This is a genomic window from Neobacillus drentensis, from assembly GCF_036962125.1.
GTDB classification, from domain to species: Bacteria; Bacillota; Bacilli; order Bacillales; family Cytobacillaceae; genus Neobacillus; species Neobacillus drentensis_B.
Genome location: NZ_JBALOA010000009.1, coordinates 23,083 through 42,437, shown reverse-complemented (window position 1 = coordinate 42,437; position 19,355 = coordinate 23,083). Strand labels below are relative to the sequence as shown.

The 19,355-nt window shown below is 38.3% G+C and carries 23 protein-coding genes; 14 read left to right on the top strand and 9 right to left on the bottom strand.

Annotated features, from left to right (window positions below; all coding sequences use genetic code 11):
- Positions 1-2: 2 nt before the first annotated feature.
- From V7121_RS09360 to V7121_RS09340, 5 genes are all read right to left on the bottom strand, one after another.
- The gene (locus V7121_RS09360; RefSeq protein ID WP_335496893.1) at positions 3-563 is read right to left on the bottom strand and encodes a CBO0543 family protein; all 561 of its coding nucleotides are present in this window, start codon (positions 561-563) and stop codon (positions 3-5) included.
- Positions 564-711: 148 nt separating this feature from the next.
- Entirely contained in the window at positions 712-1,233 is a 522-nt protein-coding gene (locus V7121_RS09355; protein ID WP_335496892.1) for a hypothetical protein, read from the bottom strand.
- A 113-nt stretch (positions 1,234-1,346) separates the two neighbouring features.
- The gene (locus V7121_RS09350) at positions 1,347-1,991 is read right to left on the bottom strand and encodes a PspA/IM30 family protein (RefSeq protein WP_335496889.1); all 645 of its coding nucleotides are present in this window, start codon (positions 1,989-1,991) and stop codon (positions 1,347-1,349) included.
- Between the two features lies 1 nt (position 1,992).
- Positions 1,993-2,556: a hypothetical protein gene (locus tag V7121_RS09345; RefSeq protein ID WP_335496887.1), complete on the bottom strand. Its 564-nt coding sequence runs from the start codon at positions 2,554-2,556 to the stop codon at positions 1,993-1,995.
- Positions 2,557-2,799: 243 nt separating this feature from the next.
- A complete protein-coding gene (locus V7121_RS09340) occupies positions 2,800-3,507 on the bottom strand; it encodes a GntR family transcriptional regulator (protein ID WP_335496885.1) in 708 nt (235 codons plus the stop codon).
- A 202-nt stretch (positions 3,508-3,709) separates the two neighbouring features.
- On the opposite strand from V7121_RS09340, the gene bglA reads away from it, so the two are divergent.
- Positions 3,710-5,149: a 6-phospho-beta-glucosidase BglA gene (gene bglA, locus V7121_RS09335; RefSeq protein ID WP_335496881.1), complete on the top strand. Its 1,440-nt coding sequence runs from the start codon at positions 3,710-3,712 to the stop codon at positions 5,147-5,149.
- 153 nt (positions 5,150-5,302) lie between these two features.
- Here the strand turns inward: bglA and V7121_RS09330 are convergent, their stop codons facing one another.
- From V7121_RS09330 to V7121_RS09320, 3 genes are all read right to left on the bottom strand, one after another.
- On the bottom strand, positions 5,303-5,461 hold the full coding sequence (locus V7121_RS09330; protein ID WP_335496879.1) for a hypothetical protein: 159 nt from the start codon (positions 5,459-5,461) through the stop codon (positions 5,303-5,305).
- A gap of 176 nt (positions 5,462-5,637) precedes the next feature.
- Positions 5,638-5,856 (bottom strand): helix-turn-helix domain-containing protein, encoded by a 219-nt coding sequence (locus tag V7121_RS09325; protein WP_335496876.1) that lies wholly within the window; start codon positions 5,854-5,856, stop codon positions 5,638-5,640.
- A gap of 9 nt (positions 5,857-5,865) precedes the next feature.
- A complete protein-coding gene (locus V7121_RS09320) occupies positions 5,866-6,351 on the bottom strand; it encodes a DUF2975 domain-containing protein (protein ID WP_335496874.1) in 486 nt (161 codons plus the stop codon).
- 609 nt (positions 6,352-6,960) lie between these two features.
- Here V7121_RS09320 and V7121_RS09315 point away from each other — a divergent pair.
- The 7 genes from V7121_RS09315 (at position 6,961) to V7121_RS09285 (ending at position 14,305) form a co-directional block, all read left to right on the top strand.
- Entirely contained in the window at positions 6,961-7,668 is a 708-nt protein-coding gene (locus tag V7121_RS09315; RefSeq protein ID WP_335496871.1) for a DNA alkylation repair protein, read from the top strand.
- Positions 7,669-7,708: 40 nt separating this feature from the next.
- Complete coding sequence (locus V7121_RS09310) at positions 7,709-8,227, top strand: tubby C-terminal domain-like protein (protein WP_335496869.1); 519 nt, start codon at positions 7,709-7,711, stop codon at positions 8,225-8,227.
- A 125-nt stretch (positions 8,228-8,352) separates the two neighbouring features.
- A complete protein-coding gene (locus tag V7121_RS09305) occupies positions 8,353-9,186 on the top strand; it encodes a DUF6544 family protein (RefSeq protein WP_335496865.1) in 834 nt (277 codons plus the stop codon).
- Positions 9,187-9,252: 66 nt separating this feature from the next.
- Positions 9,253-12,351: a DUF5011 domain-containing protein gene (locus tag V7121_RS09300; RefSeq protein ID WP_335496862.1), complete on the top strand. Its 3,099-nt coding sequence runs from the start codon at positions 9,253-9,255 to the stop codon at positions 12,349-12,351.
- 98 nt (positions 12,352-12,449) lie between these two features.
- Entirely contained in the window at positions 12,450-12,863 is a 414-nt protein-coding gene (locus V7121_RS09295; protein WP_335546427.1) for an SMI1/KNR4 family protein, read from the top strand.
- Positions 12,864-12,920: 57 nt separating this feature from the next.
- The gene (locus tag V7121_RS09290) at positions 12,921-13,838 is read left to right on the top strand and encodes a CPBP family intramembrane glutamic endopeptidase (protein WP_335546426.1); all 918 of its coding nucleotides are present in this window, start codon (positions 12,921-12,923) and stop codon (positions 13,836-13,838) included.
- Positions 13,839-13,936: 98 nt separating this feature from the next.
- The gene (locus tag V7121_RS09285; protein ID WP_335496855.1) at positions 13,937-14,305 is read left to right on the top strand and encodes a hypothetical protein; all 369 of its coding nucleotides are present in this window, start codon (positions 13,937-13,939) and stop codon (positions 14,303-14,305) included.
- Between the two features lie 81 nt (positions 14,306-14,386).
- On the opposite strand, the gene V7121_RS09280 is transcribed toward V7121_RS09285, so the two are convergent.
- Complete coding sequence (locus V7121_RS09280; RefSeq protein ID WP_335496852.1) at positions 14,387-15,394, bottom strand: DUF3231 family protein; 1,008 nt, start codon at positions 15,392-15,394, stop codon at positions 14,387-14,389.
- Between the two features lie 406 nt (positions 15,395-15,800).
- Between V7121_RS09280 and V7121_RS09275 the strand changes: the two genes are divergently transcribed.
- From V7121_RS09275 to V7121_RS09250, 6 genes are all read left to right on the top strand, one after another.
- Positions 15,801-16,292 carry a hypothetical protein gene (locus V7121_RS09275; RefSeq protein WP_335496849.1) on the top strand — a complete coding sequence of 164 codons (492 nt, stop codon included), beginning with the start codon at positions 15,801-15,803 and terminating at the stop codon, positions 16,290-16,292.
- Positions 16,293-16,461: 169 nt separating this feature from the next.
- On the top strand, positions 16,462-16,968 hold the full coding sequence (locus V7121_RS09270) for an RNA polymerase sigma factor (RefSeq protein WP_335496848.1): 507 nt from the start codon (positions 16,462-16,464) through the stop codon (positions 16,966-16,968).
- Positions 16,952-17,878: an anti sigma factor C-terminal domain-containing protein gene (locus V7121_RS09265; protein ID WP_335496847.1), complete on the top strand. Its 927-nt coding sequence runs from the start codon at positions 16,952-16,954 to the stop codon at positions 17,876-17,878. Before V7121_RS09270 ends, V7121_RS09265 begins: the two co-directional genes overlap by 17 nt.
- A gap of 157 nt (positions 17,879-18,035) precedes the next feature.
- The gene (locus V7121_RS09260; RefSeq protein WP_335496844.1) at positions 18,036-18,200 is read left to right on the top strand and encodes a hypothetical protein; all 165 of its coding nucleotides are present in this window, start codon (positions 18,036-18,038) and stop codon (positions 18,198-18,200) included.
- Between the two features lie 206 nt (positions 18,201-18,406).
- Complete coding sequence (locus tag V7121_RS09255; protein WP_335496841.1) at positions 18,407-18,649, top strand: hypothetical protein; 243 nt, start codon at positions 18,407-18,409, stop codon at positions 18,647-18,649.
- Between the two features lie 147 nt (positions 18,650-18,796).
- Positions 18,797-19,312, top strand: a complete 516-nt coding sequence (locus tag V7121_RS09250) for a hypothetical protein (protein ID WP_335496838.1) — start codon at positions 18,797-18,799, stop codon at positions 19,310-19,312.
- Positions 19,313-19,355: the final 43 nt, after the last annotated feature.

Here is a 19,355-nt window from a genome sequence, read left to right as displayed (position 1 = left end):
TCTCACTTGCAGCAAGCATCGGAGAAGTTTTTCCTCTTTGTCAGCCAATCGGCGAATAAGAAAATAAGGGCATAGATAGGCAACGAAAAGGTGTATTTCCAACCAGTTAAAACATAGTATCCCGCCCAAACGAAGAGAGGTTCGCCAACATAGGCGGTCAATACTCCAAAGAATATACTTTTTTTCCATGCTGAAATATGAGGCTTTGTTTGAATGAGAAACATAATTGCAACAGGCAGCATACAAAAATTAAACGGTAACCAAGCTGGGAACGAAGGACTTTCTTTCCCACTATAATACCAAAGCCCAAGCGCTGCCCCGGTATAATCTAAACATAGTGAAATAAGCATGACAGTAACACCTGCATAGAGAAGACGGTGTGTACTTTCCTTTTTTCGATAAAAAATCCAAAATATCCATGGACCTGCTGCTAAAAAAACTGATCCCCACCAATCCCAATGGAGAAAGGTTTCATCTACCCATAATCGTCCATATTCTTCATGAAGATGATGAAATTTTGCAAACAGCTCTCCTACCTGTTTCATCTTTTCTGCCTTCTCCATCCTGCACCTCCTGTATGTTCCGAACCTTTGGTGCTCACCAACCGGTGAGGTTTCAATTATTATTATTTATTTCGTTCCATTTTTCTATGCTTATAAAGCATACTAAAGTGCCGGTTCTCCCTACAGATACCGTCCCCATGGCAACCTACTATATACTTGTTCCCAATCCTTCAACCGTAGGCGGAGGATTGGAGCCTTCATAGTTTGAAGATTTCTTTCCTTTTTTCGAATGGGCTTTCCCACTCTTCCAATATTGTTTACCCAACCAATTAACTAGCGAACCAGCGAACATAATCGGTAAGATTGGAAGAAACCCGATGAAGCTAAGGAGATAGCCTAACCATTTGTTCTTCCCAAATTTACGAAGGTACCAGCCCACTAGTAAGGCTGCTAGAGTGATAGAAACGAATAAAATACTATATAAAGAAAAGTCAGCAGCGCAAATCCCCAACATACCGCTTAATGGTGCGACAATCGACTCTAAGCTACTTGGTACAAAAATTTGTTCCACCGTTGTTTTAATAAAATTATTTCCTTGTGTGACTAGGTTCTGAAAAAAGGTTTGGGGGGCCAGTTTGGTATATTGCAAACCAATAAACAAGACCACGATTAATACAACAGCTCCAAGCAGCCATCTCCAGCCTTTCCTTTTCCTTTTTAATTCCGTCATAATTTCAACTCCTTTGTATTTAAATAAAAGGGGGACCATCGCCTAGCGTTATCTCGCGCTTTGCTAATAGTGCCCCCCACGGATGGATTAGGTTTGGACGACCAAAACCTTGTTTACTTATTTTCCTTTAGCAGCGCCAATTCACGTTCGACCGCTTCCTGTACTTCCATGTCTACCGAAGGGGCAGAGGGGATAAAGTAAGAGCCAGCTAACGCCTGAGCCTCTAATCTTTGAACATAATCTTCCACACGGTTAAAGCCCTTCAAGGCTTGGTCTGCACTGAAGGATGCGATTGCTCCTTGCAGCTGCTCCTGTGCCTTGGCTGCATGGGCACGTGAGAGGAGAACAAGTCGTCTGTTGGCCAATTCGTTATATTTTTCAAGCAAGACATCAATTTGGTCACGGAGTGCGGATGTCTGTTGTTTCATGGCCGCATATTGCTCTGAATAGACTTTCAGCTTCGCTTCCTCGTTCAATTTTTCCTGAAGGGCAATCCTAGCAATGGTGTCCTCCCCTTTTGCAACGGCAAGCTCTGCCTGGCGTGAACGTTTGGCCACAACAGCCGCAACCCCTGCCACCAGTTGCTCATGGCGTTTTTCTAAATATAACTGCTGCGCTAACGCATCCTTTGCCTGATCAACCTGCTCGTCCAATTCGCGCATATATTGATTCATTAAACTGATAGGGTCTTCCACCCGATCTAATAATTCATTTAAATCTGCCTTAACAATAGTTTTTACTCGATTAAAAATACCCATTTTATTTTTCCTCCTTAAGTATATTCTTTTCCCATGTATCCAAAATCTGTGAGTTGTTGCTTACCGAAGTGGCAGTATAGCCGACCGGGATAAACTCCTTTTGTTTAGGGGAGCGAGCCTTCTTAAGCAGCCAGTAAGCACCTGCACCAATCGCAAGGACTGGAAGAGCTGCCTTAAAGGCGGTAACAAGACCGACACCGATTAATCCGTAGCCAGCCCACTTTTTCCATACCTTATCGCCGGCATGTTTGCGAAGGGAGACACCAAAGAGGCCAATTCCTACGCCGACAAGAATTCTTACCCAACCAAAGTCAAAACCAAAACCATGTCTGCCATCATGTCCCATCATGCCGTTGCCGCGACCGCCCTGCATCATGCCATGTCCATGACCGCCTTGCATCATCGCTTGTCCCGATCCGCCTTGCATCATTGCTTGTCCAGACCCACCCTGCATCATGCCCTGACCACAGAAGTGGCCAAAGTGCCCGAAGCCTGGAAGGAAATGCGAGCCGGCCCAGATTGCAGCTGCTCCGACTGGAAGCCAAACTAACCATTTTTTCTTCATTGTGTCATTCCTCCTACACGGATATTTATCTATTATGTTGTTGTTTTCTCGCTTACAAGATTGATTATGCCTAACCTGGCTTAACTTTTTCTTAACAAAAAAAATAATAGACAAAAAAAGCTCAGAGCTTAAAACTCTGAGCATTTTTCAACACTACTTCCTACAAAAATGAAATTTTTTACAATAAATAATGATGCCCATAAAAAGGGCTTGATATCTCACCGTGAGAAACCAAGCATCGATTTACATGCTGCTATTTGCTTGGAGAAAGAACTGGGATTGTTCATAGTTATAAGTGACTTTTGAGAAGTCGAAAGGCTGTCCGTTAGTTAAATGAAAAATTGTTTCAACATAAAGCTTAGGTGCGCCCGGCCTCAAGTGTAAATAATTCGCTTCTTCTTCATTCAATTGGTCGACATGAAGGAACATATCGGAAAAGCCGACCTTTAAACCCAACCCGTCCCGAATGTAATGAAAAATCGACTCAGAAACAATTTCTTTATTTAAATAGGTAATGAGCGCTTTATTGTAATAGGATTCCTCATAGCATAAGGTTTGCCCATTAATATAGCGAACCCTTGCGACATAATAGATATCATCCCCGAGTCCAATATTTAAGTTATCGGCCACTTCGATTGTTGGTTTCCGGACGTCTAATTCAATGACTTTTGACGTGAGTTGATAATCCTCAAGATCACTTTTAAACCCTTGATTCGAAAGCAAACTAATGTAGCCTTTTCTCTTGTGCCTTCTCACAAAAATTCCACTGCCTCTGACTTGAAAGACGACTCCCTTTTTCTCCAATAGATCTAAAGATTTTGTAATCGTGCTCTTACTGACTTCAAATTGTGCCATTAATGTTTCCAAGATCGGCAGTTTATCTCCTTGTTGAAGGGCCTTTTCTTCAATATACGTTTCCAGTTCTGCTGCAATTTGCTGGTACTTTAGCATAGTCATTCCTCATTAATGTATTTACTTTCCTTCATAGTAGCATTATAGCATGAAGTGGTTAAAATTATTATCCAGTTATAAGTATATTGTTTGGGTGTTGATAAATTATACCGGTACAATTATAATGTGAACATATATTTTTAAAATGAAGTGGAATACCTAATGAGAGGAATAACCGTTATAAAATAAGGAGGAAATCAACATGGCAAAATTTCCAAACGATTTTTTATGGGGCGGTGCGTTAGCCGCTCACCAATTCGAAGGCGGCTGGAATGCAGGCGGTAAAGGACCAAGTGTTGTCGATGTCATGACTGCAGGTGCCCATGGCGTACCTAGAAAAATCACTGAAACAATCGAAGCGAATGAATACTACCCAAACCAGGTGGCGATTGATTTTTATCATAAATATAAAGAGGATATCGCTTTATTTGCGGAAATGGGCTTGAAATGTTTGCGGACATCAATCGGCTGGAGCCGAATTTTTCCAAAAGGTGATGAAACGGAACCGAACGAAGCAGGCTTACAATTTTATGATGACGTCTTTGATGAACTGCTGAAATATGGAATTGAGCCGGTCATTACCCTATCACACTTCGAAATGCCGTTACATTTGGCAAGAGAGTATGGCGGTTTCAGAAACAGAAAGTTGGTCGACTTTTTCGCAAAATTTGCTGAGGTTTGTTTCGATCGCTATAAGGATAAAGTGAAATACTGGATGACTTTTAACGAAATCAATAACCAAATGGACGTGAATAATCCAATCTTCTTATGGACGAACTCAGGTGTATTGGTAGGAGAAAACGAAAACGCAAAGGAAGTTATGTATCAAACAGCACACCATGAATTAGTAGCAAGTGCCTTAGCGGTCGCAAAAGGGAAAGAAATTAACCCTGAGTTCCAAATTGGAGCAATGGTTTCACATGTGCCGATTTATCCATATTCATCGAATCCAGAAGATGTGATGTTAGCGGAGGAAGAAATGAGACAACGGTACTTCTTCCCAGACGTACAAGTCCGTGGTTATTATCCAAGCTATGCGTTAAAAGAATTCGAACGAGAGGGCTATCAAATCCGTATGGAAGACGCTGATGCTGAAATCCTTAAAAAGGGTACAGTCGATTACCTCGGCTTTAGCTATTACATGTCGACAACCGTAAAAAGCGATGTGATAAATAACAACACGGGTTCAATCCTAAATGGCGGCTTACCAAATGGGGTAGAAAATCCATACATCAAATCGAGTGATTGGGGCTGGACGATTGATCCAACCGGATTAAGATATACGTTAAATCGTTTCTATGATCGCTATCAAATTCCTTTGTTTATCGTTGAAAATGGCTTTGGCGCGATTGATACCCTGGAAGAGGACGGCTCCATTCATGATCCGGAAAGAATTCAATATTTAAAATCACATATTGAAGCATTAGAAAAAGCAGTTACCTATGATGGCGTGGATTTAATCGGTTATACTCCATGGGGAATCATTGATATCGTCTCTTTCACAACAGGCGAAATGAAAAAACGCTATGGGATGATCTATGTCGATCGTGATAATGAAGGTAACGGTTCAATGAAGCGTTATAAGAAGGATTCCTTTGCTTGGTATCAAAAAGTGATTGAAACCAATGGGGAAGAATTATAAGAGGATCCCTCCACGTCGAGTGGAGGGGTTTTTTTGCATGATTCAGCTTCACAGGGCAGTTCTCCTCTTGGATTTTTGAGATAAAACTCACTCCGTCTATTTATCAGCTTCAGGGCTTAACCTAGTAAGCTTTTTTATGAACTGCTTTTAAGATTAATCCTGCATGGCTCCTGCCTCTCTGGAAGTCATTGCACCTTGTCCTGCCCGTACATCCTGTTGAATTTCTTGTTTTACTTTTTGGGGGTCGGTTCCGGCAAATTCCGGTTTCATCATAGATCTCGGATTCACATTAGCCTGTTGATTCTGTTCCATAGAAGCCCTCCTCCATTTAGTGTTTAACAACCATAGTATTTACAAAAATCATTCTTTTATCTCTCGTGGAATTCATTGAGTAAATCGCATCATTAAACACAAAGAAAGGATAGCTTAATGTCTATCCCTTAAATGATTTATCGACTCCCGTTCATTAAAAAATTTGTTGTCTGTTTTTACTGATTGTCCTCGTCGCTTTTGTACTCCAAAATATCACCTGGCTGACAATCCAAAGCCTTACAAATCGCTTCTAATGTTGAAAAGCGAACCGCTTTTGCTTTCCCGTTTTTAAGAATAGAAAGATTCGCCATCGTAATTCCAACTCTATCCGAAAGCTCCGTTACACTCATTTTACGTTTTGCTAACATCACATCAATATTAATAATAATTGCCATCTCTCCACCTCAGACCGTCAAATCATTTTCTGATTTTATGTTAATCGCTTCTTGTAGAAGCCGTTGGAGGATCGCAGCAAAAACGGCGATAACCAACGCAGCAAAAATGATGATGAGTCCTATGAATCCAATAGGAGGGTCAACTTTCTTCGCGATAAAACGAAAGAGCGGCAAACCTAATACATACAAACCACTGATTGTTATCGCACAGTATTTTATGTTCTTTAACGCCTTTACAGATATTTCTGAGAACGCAGTGTTCAGGTCAATGTACCGTAAAAGGTTGAAAGCCTGATAGAGAGCAAAGTAAAAAGGCACGGCGGCTCCATACATCAGGATGAAAACGAGATATTTCATTGGAGCAATATTTGGATACAATTTTGCTGTGAAGTTCGCCATATGGGGCACTAAAAATATACATAAAGCAAGCACGGCAATTCCAGCCAGAAAAATAGTTACCTTTAAGAAATAGGTTGAGCCTCGTTTAACATTCACTAAAAACACCTCACTGATTTAATAACAACATGATTTTAACATGTTATTTATCGATTATCAATAAATTAATATTGTTTTATATTATATTATTGTTGTGTTGAAATACTCTTTCAATGGTTTAAGGAGACCCGTTTAGTATCGAGGGATATGTCAAAATAAATTTTATTTTATGAATAAAATAATCGGAATATTTATGTTAAATTGGAAATGGATAGAAGTGGGACTTTAAAAAAGGAGCAGTTAGTTTGAGAATTTTCTTGTGTTTTTTTTATTTTTTTGCTTTAAATGGGTTAGTATTGGGCTCAATGGAAAGCGATTTTCTTATTGATATTTTCGGGAAGGTCAGTAAATTTATCCTATCTTCTTTTGGTGTTTCTTTATTAATTTTAATAAGAAATTATTTCAAAGAGATAAAAGGTTGGATGATTGGAGTATTGTTTTTTGTAAGTTTACTATTTTATTTGGTCCTAATAGTTATCTTTGTGAAATAAATGGGTGACTGTTTTCCTGGCTCTTTTTGAAGTTATTTCTATGCCGCCAAGACAGTCGCCCGGGCCTTTTGGTTATAATGAAAGATAGGTATTCATAAAGGGAAGGAAGTGCATTAGGTTGGATTTTGAAATGGTCATGCAGGAACTGGAAGCGCTAGGTAAGGAACGGATGAAGAAAATATACATAGGCAATGGCGCACACGAGCCGGTGTTTGGGGTAGCTACGGGCGCTATGAAGCCGATCGCAAGGAAAATTAAGAAAAATCAACCGTTGGCTGAGCAGCTTTACGCCACAGGAAACTATGATGCCATGTATTTTGCCGGGGTCATCGCCGACCCAAAGATCATGACGGAGGCGGATTTTGAGCGTTGGATCGAGGGGGCGTATTTTTATATGCTGTCGGATTATGTGGTGGCGGTCACTTTAGCCGAAACCGATATTGCGCAAACCGTTGCCGATAAATGGATTGCAAGTGGGGAAGAGCTTAAAATGTCGGCCGGCTGGAGTTGTTATTGCTGGCTGTTGGGCAGCCGCAAGGACAATGAGTTCGACGAAAGCAAGCTGGCAAATATGCTCGATCAGGTTGAAAAAACAATTCACGAGGCGCCTGAACGAACAAAATCTGCAATGAATAATTTTATCTTCACCGTGGCAGTTCACTATGTGCCGCTCCATGAAAAAGCCATCGAAACTGCTAAGGCAGTCGGACCAGTCGAAATGAAGCGGGATAAGAAAAAAAACAGTATTCTGCTTGCCTCTGAAAATATCCAAAAGGAAATCGAGCGAGGAAGAATTGGTTTCAAACGCAAATACGTCAGATGTTAGACTCGGTTATTTGATTACGAACCGGTAAGGAGAAACAACATTGTCTATTTATACATATACAGTTCCAGAATATGTCCCATTCCGGATGACTCTGCCGATTTATAACGAGCAAAACGAAGTCGTCTTTTTATTAAAAAAGAACCGCCACCGATTATTGACCCAGATCGCTCATTGGAATTTTCGTGGCGGGATGCCGTTTTGTTACCAGGTTCAGACTCAAGATCAAATCCCTATCTACAAAATCGAGTGCTTGTTTACGGGGATTCGGTACAAGTTACTCAATGGCAAAACAGGGGAGAAACTACCAATCCATCAACAGCGAGTACAACTGCTTGAAAAAATGCAAACGGTTTCCATCAAAGGAGCAGTGTACAGCCTGGAGAGAGACCCCACAGACACCGGGATTTTAAGAAAAGGCACGGAAACCATCGCTACGGTTCGGAATCTTGATCATATCAATACGAGTCTAACCAACCGTATCCGCATCGAAGCGAGCGATGACCAAACAGCAGCCCTTGCTGCCGTCATGTATCATACCTTTATCTTTTTTGGGGCTTAAATTTGTTACTTCCTAAATGAAGTTACTTTGTTTCATCAGAGACACCCTCTAAGCCTTCTTTTAGGATCACTCCAAACTTTTACATGAAAGGACGGTTACTATTGCCTACTGGGACGCTAATCATAATGTTTATTGCTGTTATCCTACTTGTTTTAGCAGCACTGCCTAGAATAGCCAAGGGTTTATTTTTAAAAGAAGCAGAAAAAAATGTAAAACTGTTATATCAAACTTTTAATGAAGAGAATGTAAAAATGATAGATAAAGAGGATCTAAAAAATCTACCGTACCCTGTTCAAAATTGGTTACTCCATTCTAATGTTATAGGGAAGGAAAAAATAGTAACCGCTCGGCTCAAACAAGAAGGAAGAATGCGTACAAAAAAGAATGGGCCATGGATGCCAACGAAGGCTGAGCAATACTTTACTGTCGATCAGCCTGGGTTTGTTTGGATCGCAAATGTGAAAATGGCACCGTTCATACATTTATCAGGAATTGATACATATCACGCTGGCAAAGGGAAAATGAAAATAAAAGTTCTTTCCTTATTACCAGTTGTGGATGCAAAGGGTCCAGAAATGGATTCTAGTACCATGATGCGTTATCTTGCTGAAATGATGTGGTTCCCGACGGCTGCATTAAACCCTTATATAAAGTGGAAGGCAATTGATCAAAAATCCGCGAGCGCTACCATGGAATATAATGGGGTGTCTGCCTCTGGGATCTTTCATTTTAATGAAAATGGGGACATTCTTCGTTTTATAGGCAAACGGTACAGAGAAATGAATGGACAATATATCTTAAGTGATTGGGGAGGTATAAATAAAGAATATAAAGAATTTGAAGGGATACGAATCCCTAGCAAATCTGAGGTTACTTGGTTTGAAGAAGACGGAGAATTTAATTGGTTTGAGATAGAAATAACCGAAATGCAATATAACGTGCCACTGGGACGATGCTGATAATTCCATAGCAAGTGCCTTGTGCCAATAGGACCCCGTATGTTCAGAGAAAGAGAGTGAATGTATTTGAGAAAAGTAATTTCTTATCTCCTAATTTTTATATTATTTGCTAGTTTATTACCGATTTCGACATCGGCAGAAGCCCTACCAGAAAACGCCATATTATACATACCGAATGATGAAAATATGCTCGTGGGAACGATTGATTACGAGGGGCAAGTGAATACATATGAAATTACCCCTGAAGCTACTGGGGATCTGGTAATGTACCAAGCGAATGCACTAAGGATCTGGGCGGTTTTATATGATGAAAATATGAAACTATTAGATGTTATTCGTGATCCATCTGTATTTAAAGTAGAAAAGGGCCACAAATATTACTTAAGGGTACAGATGTTGTTGAATATTCCCGAGAAGACGGGAGAGTACCAATTAAAGGTTATTCTGCCAACTGATACTCCTGATTGGAACAGCAACTATGAGCCGAACGATTCGCTCGGATTAGCTTATCCATTACCAAGCGCACAGACAATTTCATCTGCAATCGAATATTCGAGCGATAGGGATTTCTACAAAATTGAGGTCAGCCAAGCAGGTCAAATTTTGGCGATAGTAAAGGGTAAAAATTTTAATATGCGTGTGTTTGACGAGGGTGGTAAAAATTTAAATTGGATTGCCTCCAGTGAAGCCTATGGGCAAAGCTTCCGTCAGTGGGTAACACCAGGTACCTACTACTTATCTATTGGTCCAATTAATGGATACAGAGGTACGTATGACTTCCAAATCACCTATCCAAATAATCATGAGGTAATTCAAGATTCCTTTGGAGAACCCAATAATGTGCTACAGGAAGCCATGCTGCTAGAAACGGACCAAACCTACCAGTTTAAATTTGAAAATGAGTCAGATATAGACTGGTATAAATTTGTTCTAACGGAACCACAACGCATTGCGATTGAAGGTGTCCAAGACCAATTAGGAATAGGAACGATCTGGGGATACAATGATCAAGGTGCGGGGGTGAGCGGATTTTCGCAATTCACGGATATCCAACCCAATTATTTTCACCAATTAACAGAGGTTCTGCCTGCAGGCACCTCTTATCTTTTGGTCTATCGAGTCAATAAATCTATAAAAATAGGAAATTATTCATTGAAGCTTACGAAGGTTCCGGCCGATGACGTCACGAACACCAATTCGATGCGCCTGCCTTTAGACCAGTCGTTTACTGGAAAAATAGACTACTCATGGGACACGGATCCGTTTGTCTACTGGGACACACAATATGATGGAAATCTTCAGTTCCGTGTTCACTCGACATTCCCGGCAGGGCTGGAAGTATCCTATGATTATGGCACGAAAGCGCCCCCAGTGGTGACAAAAGATGGGGAGGATACCCTTTACACTTTTAACGTGAAAAAGGGAACCACTTATTATATCAATGTCTATTCTCCTAGCGGTGTATACGGCGACGCTACCACCTATACCTTAACAGCAACGCATAAAACGGATCCGATCCCAGGACCTGTCAGCGTTCCCGTGATAACAGGTGTATCTGATAAATCGACTCCAATCAGTACTGACTTTGATCCTCTTTTAGGGGTGAAGGCAACGGACTCTGTTGACGGAGATATAACGGCTTCAATCCGAATCAGCGGCGTGGTGAATGTGAACGCGGCGGGAACATATTGGCTTACGTACACAGTAAAGAACAGCTCAGGAAAAGAAACATCAGTTACCCGTAAGGTGATGGTATATGATAATGTGAAGCCTGTATTTGAAGGAGTCGAGGACATCGCGATTCCAATCGGGACCGTATTTGATCCTCTCTCAGGGGTAAAGGCAACCGATAATGCAGATGGAGATTTAACAATCGCAATCGAAATATTTGGTGCGGTAAATGGGGACACAAAAGGAATTTACGTCCTAACGTATGAAGTTGTGGATACGTCAGGCAATCGAACTACAGTTGAACGAAAAGTCACCATTTATGATAATGAATCACCTTGGTTTGAAGGGATAACAAACCAATGGATTCAAATCGGAACCGCATTTGATCCTCTTGATGGGGTGAAGGCTACGGATACCGTCGATGGGGATTTAACCTCCTCAATCCACATATCCGGTTCTGTAGATAGTAACACCAAGGGAATCTATGAGCTTACCTATACAGTGAAGGACAGTTCGGGGAATGCTATATCTGCTACTCGTCAAATAACGGTATCCGATCGTGTGAAACCTGTATTGAAAGGGGTAACAGATAAGACCATTAATATTCATTCAGCCTTTGACCCGCTCGCCGGTGTGGCTGCAAATGATATTCCCGATGGCGATCTTACAAAATTGATCCAGGTCAGCGGCTCGGTGGATGTTCACATGAAGGGCATTTATTGGCTGACGTATACAGTTAGGGACAGTTCGAGAAATGAAACAACGGCAACTCGCAAAATTACCGTCGTTGATCAGGTGAAGCCTGTATTTAAAGGAATCACAGATAAAGCCATTCCAATTAATACTGCTTTTAATCCGCGTGCGGGAGTGGGAGCAATCGATAATGTCGATGGCGATATCACTGGATCAATCCGGATCAGCGGCTGGGTTAATGTGAAGGCCAAAGGAACCTATTGGCTGACGTATTTGGTTAAGGACAGTTCGGGGAATGAAACAACAGCTACTCGTAAAATAACTGTCAATGATCATGTGAAGCCCGTCCTAAAAGGGATAACAAACCAAACAATCAATATTAATTATACCTTTAACCCTCGGGCCGGTGTGAGTGCGACCGATAATGTCGATGGCAACCTAACGAAAAATATTAATATTAAGGGAGCCGTCAACGCGAAGGTAAAAGGAGTTTACGTTCTGACTTACTCGGTTGTAGATAAATCAGGGAACACCTCCACCATAACTCGGAAAATTACTGTCAAAGACAATATTAAACCCGTCATTTACGGGGTAAAATCGAAAACGATTAAAAGATATTTATCCTTCAATCCAAGGACAGGCGTACTCGCAAAGGATAACTCGGACGGCAACCTAACAAAAAAAATCCAAATCAGCGGTTCGGTCAACACACGGAAAAAAGGGAAATATACTTTAACCTACTACGTGTTCGATCAATCAGGAAACAAAACAACCATCAAACGGAAAATTACAGTCAAATAGCTGGGGTGTGACACGGGGACGGTTCTCAAGTCTAGAACCGTCCCCGTGCTCTTTATTAAATCTAATCAAAAAGGAATTTACCTATGTGGAAAGAACTAATGAGATACGTCGATGAGGACGCGAAATTTTTTGAACCAGCTTCTTTAAATGAAATAGAGGAAATCGAAGCGAAATTTAACTTGACTCTTCCGAATGAATTAATTGATTTTCTTGAAGAGACGAATGGGGCTGAAGTGAGAGGAGCCGGATTCTCGTCCACAAAATATATAATGGAGCTAAATGCTGATTTTAGAACAGATGAAATTTTCAAAGAAACGTACATGCCATTAGACTGCCTATTATTTATTGGCGGATCGGGCAACGGTGATCACTTTGGATATTCGATTGTAAATGGTGATATACAAAATAAAGATATATACTTTTGGAATCACGAGAACGATAGCCGCGAATGGATCGCACCTTCATTGGAGCAGTTATTTATTTGGTGGGGGGAAGGGATAATCAGCGTATAAATAATAATTAGAACTAATACATTCTTCTTAAAATCACATTACTGGAGTGAATAACTTGTGGAAGAGAATTTTTTAAAAACAAATAGAGGTAGGAATAGATGGTGGAATTACATTATTTCTCTTTTACTGCTAATGACCTTATTAATTTTAAGTGATCCATTATCTACTATGTTCTACAAGTGGTATGTAGAGCACGACGGGAGTGCCGGTAGTTTTTATAGTCCTGATTTAGACCAAGCTATATCGCTAAATCCCTATATCAACTATTCTTTCCACCAACTTTATGTTGTTTTTTGTTTAATTGGTATTGTCTTAGTTATGCTGCTGATTCATAGGAGAAGTGTGCTTACCTTGATTACACCAAATAAAAAGGTGAATTGGAGGAAGATGGGCTGGGGATTTTTGGTTCTATTAATACCCATGTGCACAACCACAATTATTGACTATTTCCTCTTTTCGAGTGATTATTCTTTAAATAGAATCAACCTGGAGGTCTTTTTAAAGGTATTCGGGCTATTAATCGTCTTTTTACCTATTCAAACGTTGATGGAAGAGTTGTATTTTAGGAGTTACCTGATGCAGTGGATTGGCTCGAAGGTTAGTAATAAGATTTTCCTCTCGATTATTGTAGGTCTGATTAATGGAGGAATTCTTATTTCCTTCGATCCGTATCTCATGGATCTGAATCCTGTTTATTCTGGGCTAAGTTATATTGTGATAGGAATCCTTTTAACCTATATAACCTCTAAAACCAATAGTTTAGAGATAGCAATAGGTGCTAAATTTGCCTATTACTTATATATTAGTGTTCTTTCCATGCTAGGTTTTACCCGTTATCAGTTCTTCCCTAATTACTTCTCGATATCGAGTCTTTATACGAAAATGTACCTTTTTTGGACTGTATTATCGTTTGGTATTCTAGCCTTTGTAACTGTAAAACGATTTCAGGGGAAAAAAGATATTACACATATTTAAACGGATAAAAAGTGAATGGGATTAAGATTGATTATGTAGGAAAATAAGGAGTTTAAAAAACGGGTGCTTAATTTATATGTGATAGAGGGGGATTTCTATTGAAGGGAAATAGAAATAAACATATTTGGATAGAGGCAGAGGAATGGGCAGAAGGTGAATGGAATATTGAAGATGACAATCTTGATGTGAAAGTTACTTTCTCTGACCGTACTGTATGGATTGCAAGTTTTATTACATATAAAAACATTAAGACCCTGAGCGAAATGAATAAACGGACAGGTGAATGCATGAGCGGTGCATATTATTGGTCAAGTGATATGGTTCTTATTGATATTGCCAGTCGAAGCCGGATTTTAGAGGTTATTGATTACCTTATCGAAAATGATGAATTTGAGTCTATTTTTACTCAGTACCCAGATGTTGAAACAGATGAAGAGCATTTATATCCAGAAGAATTCTTTGATTAACAATAACTAATTTATGTTGAAATTATCCCTTAAATTAAAAAGTTAATTAAAAGTATACCCCTCACTAATGAGGGGTATATCTTATTTATCCTGTGCAAGTTCATCCCTATTAGGAGCAAGCGGTGGCTGTTCTAACCATTTGTTTTCCACCATAATATCGAACCAACTTTTTGTCAATGTTAATGTTTTTAGAATTGTCTTTTCATAAACGACAGCTAGGTCTGTTCGCATGGCTCCTGCTAGACCTGTACCGTAATATACTTGTGCAGCTTGACCCAAGAAACCCATATGATACATCATTAATTTATCTGAAAAAGGAGAGTCTTGTGACGTTGTAACCTCTGATTCCCACGACATTGGAACGGGCAAATTTTCCTTGTGCAAAATACTTGCAAGGGCTTGTATGTTTTCATCTGCCTTTTTTCTTACTTCCTCAAAAAACGTTCTTATTTCTTTTGATTCAGCTACTTGACTAAATCCAATTGCAAGAGTTTTTGCCGTAATGCTCTTTTTAATGTTAAGAGAAATACTGATTATTTCTGTTGCAGATAAAAGTCTCCCTTTTCCGAAGAATCCATCAGTAAAATCTTTGGTAGAAATAAATTTAGGGTTTTCATCAGGATAGAAATAAGGGTCTCTTTGGAATTTTCCTTTTTTAAGCAATAACTCAATCGTTAAATCATACATGCTTTTTGCATCATTATCACATGAATTGTAAAATTCCCGTAAGTCCTTTCTAACAGAAACACTTAAAGCAGTTGTGTGACCCAACAAACCATGTATCGTCATAATATGTAAATAATTTAAACAGAATGAGTCAGAAAACAATCTCTCTGCACCTTTATTAATAAGGTCCGACTCAGTAAATCCAATAGGAACTGGAAATCCCTCATCCACAATGAAGGCAACAATCTGCTTCTTTTGCTTTTCCCATGTCTCAATGGCAATTTCAAAAACTTTTTTTATTGATTCGTCTTCCAAAATAGAAATCATATACCTATTTACTATCTCGGTCATAGTTCCGTTTACATACTCCCCCCATAGTGTTCCTATTTCGGAAGATGTAAGTTGTAAATTATCATTTTCCACTTGTTCTCACCTCCTCCATATTTTTTACGGACAAAGGATAAGTTATGCGCATATTTGGGGCTTATGTTAATAAAGGCGGTACCTTTTGAATTGAAATTCGATAGTCGCTGTGGCGGACTTTCTTCTTGAGTAACGGTTCAGTTAAGGCAGGAAGGATATTGCAGGGAAATAAATGAACAAGGTTGAGTATTTATTTGTAAGAACAATTGTAGTAAGGTGGACAATGAGGAAATATGCTTTTCTTGAAGAAAAAATGATGATATAGGAAAAGTAATGATTTTATACTTTTTCCCATGGGTTACAGCTACTAGTACATTGATTTAACCAAGCATCTACATAAAAATGTAAAAAATAAAACGGCTTTGGATAATCCGTTGCTAAATAAAACTTGAAGAAGAGGTGATTTATGTTTGGAATCAAAAATTACCATCCTGAATTTTATTCCGATCTATCTCATTTAATAGATGAACATAAAACAAGATTACAGGGGCTAAAAGGGAAGATAATAGAGGAAGTTTGGGTCGCATGGGAACAAAATCAAGATGAGTGGTTTAATGATTTACCTGTAATCTTAAGGTTTGACGATTGTCAGTTAGAATTATGTGCTTTTAAAACGGATCAATACGCTATTACATTTGATCAAATTGATTTATCTGAAGTAATAGATTACTATGGAACCGATTTTTTACTTAGTTGGGAAAAGAACAAATTGAAGGAACTCAATCAATGTATTAAAAAGCGTATAGTTAAAGTTGAATTGATTGAATGGATAGGACAATTAATGGGAATGGGTTTTCAGCTTGAAGAAGGTTATTTTTCCGTATGTAACGGTTTAGATGAAAATGAGATAGGCATAACTAGGAACGAGGAGCGACAATACAAGTATACATATTTGTAAGGTCAGGATGATGGGTATTAAATTGAAACATAAATGATGATTACCAGCTGAAAAGGACTAAGTAGAGCGATTCTAGTGTGAGAATCGCTTTTTATGCGTGAAAATAATTTTAATAGCCTGTATACATTTTAGTTCTTCTAACGTTATATAAACGGAAGGAGGAAAGCGCTTGAAGAGTCGGGTTTCAAATGATCAGTTAATGAAAGTGATGAACGAACTATATTTCTATTTAAAAAAGCAAGGTGCGGATTCGGAAACAGCAAAAGATATGGTTCAAGATGCAGTTTACAAGTTGATGATACATATTGAGTCAATTAATACCGACAAATACAGAGCTTGGCTTTTTAAGGTAGCTATAAATTTGTATTACGATGATTGTCGCAAAAATAACAAGTCCCCGTCACTTCAATTAAATGAAAATCTTGTTTCAAATTCTAAGTTGATCGATGAACTCATTATTAACAAAGAAGATGAACTTCAAGTAAGGGAGACATTGGAACAACTGCCACTTAAATTTAAACAGTTGCTCCTTCTAAAATATGATTTAGAGTGGTCGTATCAACAGATTGCTCAATATTTAGAAATGAAGCCAGATGGAGTGAAAACGTATTTAGCTCGTGCAAGAGCAAAATTCAAGGAGCTTTATGGGAGGGAAAATAATGACCGACAAAAATAATGATAAGTTTGAGTCCGTCTTTGATGAAAAATCATTAGGCAATACATTGAAAAAAGCCAAACGAGTGACTATATATAGAACTATTCTAATATCTGCAATTGTCTGTTCCCTAATGATCTTTGGCTTATATAGAGCAAATTTATGGTGGGTTATGAAAAAAGGCAGTGAAACAACTATAAAACTAATGGCACAGGATGCAGTGATGAAAGCACCAAATACAATCATTAATACGGAGACCATAGATTATGGTTTTCTAAAAGGAACGATTAAACGAGAGGTATTTAAAGTGGTTGAAGATAAGATCATACCTTGGGAAACACAAGAAGCCCATTTTGGATTAAGAGGTTTTACCTCGATGTCTTTTTCATCCTATAGCACAATAATTGATGAGGACACGCACATACACATACCCGATGGCGAGCGTTCCATGTTATTTTATGTACCTCAATATAGATACAAGTCCTATGCAAATGACTTATCAGAACTTAAAGAATACCCCAATGATAAGTATATCGAATTAGGAATTTCGTTTGATAAAAGTTACTCATTAAATGAAGTGAAGAAAATGCTTCCCAAATCAGTCCATCCCATGTGGTATTGGGTCAATGACTATCCAAATAAAGCGGATGAACGGAATGAACCTGAATCTGGACAATGGTTATTTGGAATATATGACCCATCTTCAAAAGTAGGACAAGCGATGAGTTCCACAAAAATAAAAAGTGAAGCAAACTTTTTAAAGCGATTAAGAAAATTTGATAAAAGTGAGTATGAGTTAGTTAAGAATCGTCAAAGAGATGGATTTATTATTGGTGTAGTTGTTACAGGAACGAAAGATGCCTTACTTGAATTAAAAGACCAACCATATGTAAAAGCATCCAGTATAGGGGCGGTTGTTGATAAGTATTAGAAACATAGTACTTATAGTAACGGCAAGAGTTGAGGGATGAGCTGCTATAATGGCGGCTTTTTCTTTTTGTGCTAATGGGGCGGGTTAGTAAAAGAAGGATTTATTTTTGGACTTAATGAATTAGTTAGATAGAGGAAAATATAGAGGGGGTTTTTATATGAAAAAAGACTTGCTTGAATACATAAAGGTTGCAAGTTTTGTTATAATCGCGGTTAGTTTATCTGTTATTGCTTGGAATTCCTCGAAGGAAGTTTCATATCTCCAGGGAATTGAAGAACATTTAAGTGGCATATTCGTAGCTCTGAATAATCTTCAACAATGATTAAATAATGGTTATTCTTCATCTAACAAGTGCGTTGTTCCAGAGGGAATAACGCTTTTTTGTTGAATTCCGTATTTAACAAACGTGGCAGTAAAGTTCAAGAAGGAATACAATGATTATTCAAAAAATATGACTGTTATAGATTATTATTCATATATAATTGATTAGAAGATATGTAATCTTTGGATAAATGAAGGGCTGAGAATATGATTGGGAAATTATTTGCAATTATAATTGGTATTACTTTTGTTGGTTTAGGTATTTGGTGGAATAAAAAATACCATAATGAAAAGTTTGTGGATACTTCTTCCGCATCAACTGGTTCTTTTTTAGGGGATATAATGGCCCAGCTTTTTATGTTTTTAATGGGTATTCTTCCCTGGTATGTCTTTAAAACAGTTTTAATTTTATTTGGTACACTTTTAATTTATGAAGTAATTATAAGTTAGCCATACACCTATTAGACAGAATTTGTGAATTTTTGTACTTAAACGGGTGCAAGAGTTTAACAAGGGGTTCTGCAGCAGCTCCGTTAATTATTGTGCTTACGAAGCAGGTAAATGGAGGATTCAGCTGCCATAAATGGAGGGGTTTTAATGTTAGATTCAGTATATGTTGATATTCGTCATATGAATTTTTGGTATGGAGAATATGGTCTTTGTGATAAAAGCTGTAATGATGAGATTACAATTTATTCAGATGCTAATAAGACCAGTAAATTGGGTTATTTTGAAATTACCACCCATATTGGTTTAGCTTATTTATACAATAACGAATTACACGAACAAGAAGATTATGATTACAAGAAGCGAATTGAAGAATTTTTGAATGATGATTCTCAGATTATTTATAATTATATATATCCAAGAGATGATGAAGATTTATTGTATCAAGTTGACCATTTTGCACCTTTAAACAAAAATAATCATAAACCCATTTATATCGATATGTGGACTAAACTTTCAGATGAGTTAGACATAAATGAAATTAATAAATGTGTAAAAATATTAGTTAAAGAATTCTTACACAAAAATGTTTCAAATGTTGAATTGCTTGATATTCCAACATACCATGAAACTAAAATTTCATATAATGAAGATTATTCGCATTGATTGTGAATTAATGTAATTAAAGTAACGGGTAGAAAGAGATTAA

What these genes read in the sequence shown, in the direction of transcription:
- V7121_RS09360 (WP_335496893.1), bottom strand. Translation starts at nt 563, where the DNA reads ATGGAGAAGGCAGAAAAGATGAAACAGGTAGGAGAGCTGTTTGCAAAA.
- V7121_RS09355 (WP_335496892.1), bottom strand. Translation starts at nt 1,233, where the DNA reads ATGACGGAATTAAAAAGGAAAAGGAAAGGCTGGAGATGGCTGCTTGGA.
- V7121_RS09350 (WP_335496889.1), bottom strand. Translation starts at nt 1,991, where the DNA reads ATGGGTATTTTTAATCGAGTAAAAACTATTGTTAAGGCAGATTTAAAT.
- V7121_RS09345 (WP_335496887.1), bottom strand. Translation starts at nt 2,556, where the DNA reads ATGAAGAAAAAATGGTTAGTTTGGCTTCCAGTCGGAGCAGCTGCAATC.
- V7121_RS09340 (WP_335496885.1), bottom strand. Translation starts at nt 3,507, where the DNA reads ATGCTAAAGTACCAGCAAATTGCAGCAGAACTGGAAACGTATATTGAA.
- bglA (WP_335496881.1), top strand. Translation starts at nt 3,710, where the DNA reads ATGGCAAAATTTCCAAACGATTTTTTATGGGGCGGTGCGTTAGCCGCT.
- V7121_RS09330 (WP_335496879.1), bottom strand. Translation starts at nt 5,461, where the DNA reads ATGGAACAGAATCAACAGGCTAATGTGAATCCGAGATCTATGATGAAA.
- V7121_RS09325 (WP_335496876.1), bottom strand. Translation starts at nt 5,856, where the DNA reads ATGGCAATTATTATTAATATTGATGTGATGTTAGCAAAACGTAAAATG.
- V7121_RS09305 (WP_335496865.1), top strand. Translation starts at nt 8,353, where the DNA reads ATGTTTATTGCTGTTATCCTACTTGTTTTAGCAGCACTGCCTAGAATA.
- V7121_RS09295 (WP_335546427.1), top strand. Translation starts at nt 12,450, where the DNA reads ATGAGATACGTCGATGAGGACGCGAAATTTTTTGAACCAGCTTCTTTA.
- V7121_RS09275 (WP_335496849.1), top strand. Translation starts at nt 15,801, where the DNA reads ATGTTTGGAATCAAAAATTACCATCCTGAATTTTATTCCGATCTATCT.
- V7121_RS09265 (WP_335496847.1), top strand. Translation starts at nt 16,952, where the DNA reads ATGACCGACAAAAATAATGATAAGTTTGAGTCCGTCTTTGATGAAAAA.
- V7121_RS09260 (WP_335496844.1), top strand. Translation starts at nt 18,036, where the DNA reads ATGAAAAAAGACTTGCTTGAATACATAAAGGTTGCAAGTTTTGTTATA.
- V7121_RS09255 (WP_335496841.1), top strand. Translation starts at nt 18,407, where the DNA reads ATGATTGGGAAATTATTTGCAATTATAATTGGTATTACTTTTGTTGGT.
- V7121_RS09250 (WP_335496838.1), top strand. Translation starts at nt 18,797, where the DNA reads ATGTTAGATTCAGTATATGTTGATATTCGTCATATGAATTTTTGGTAT.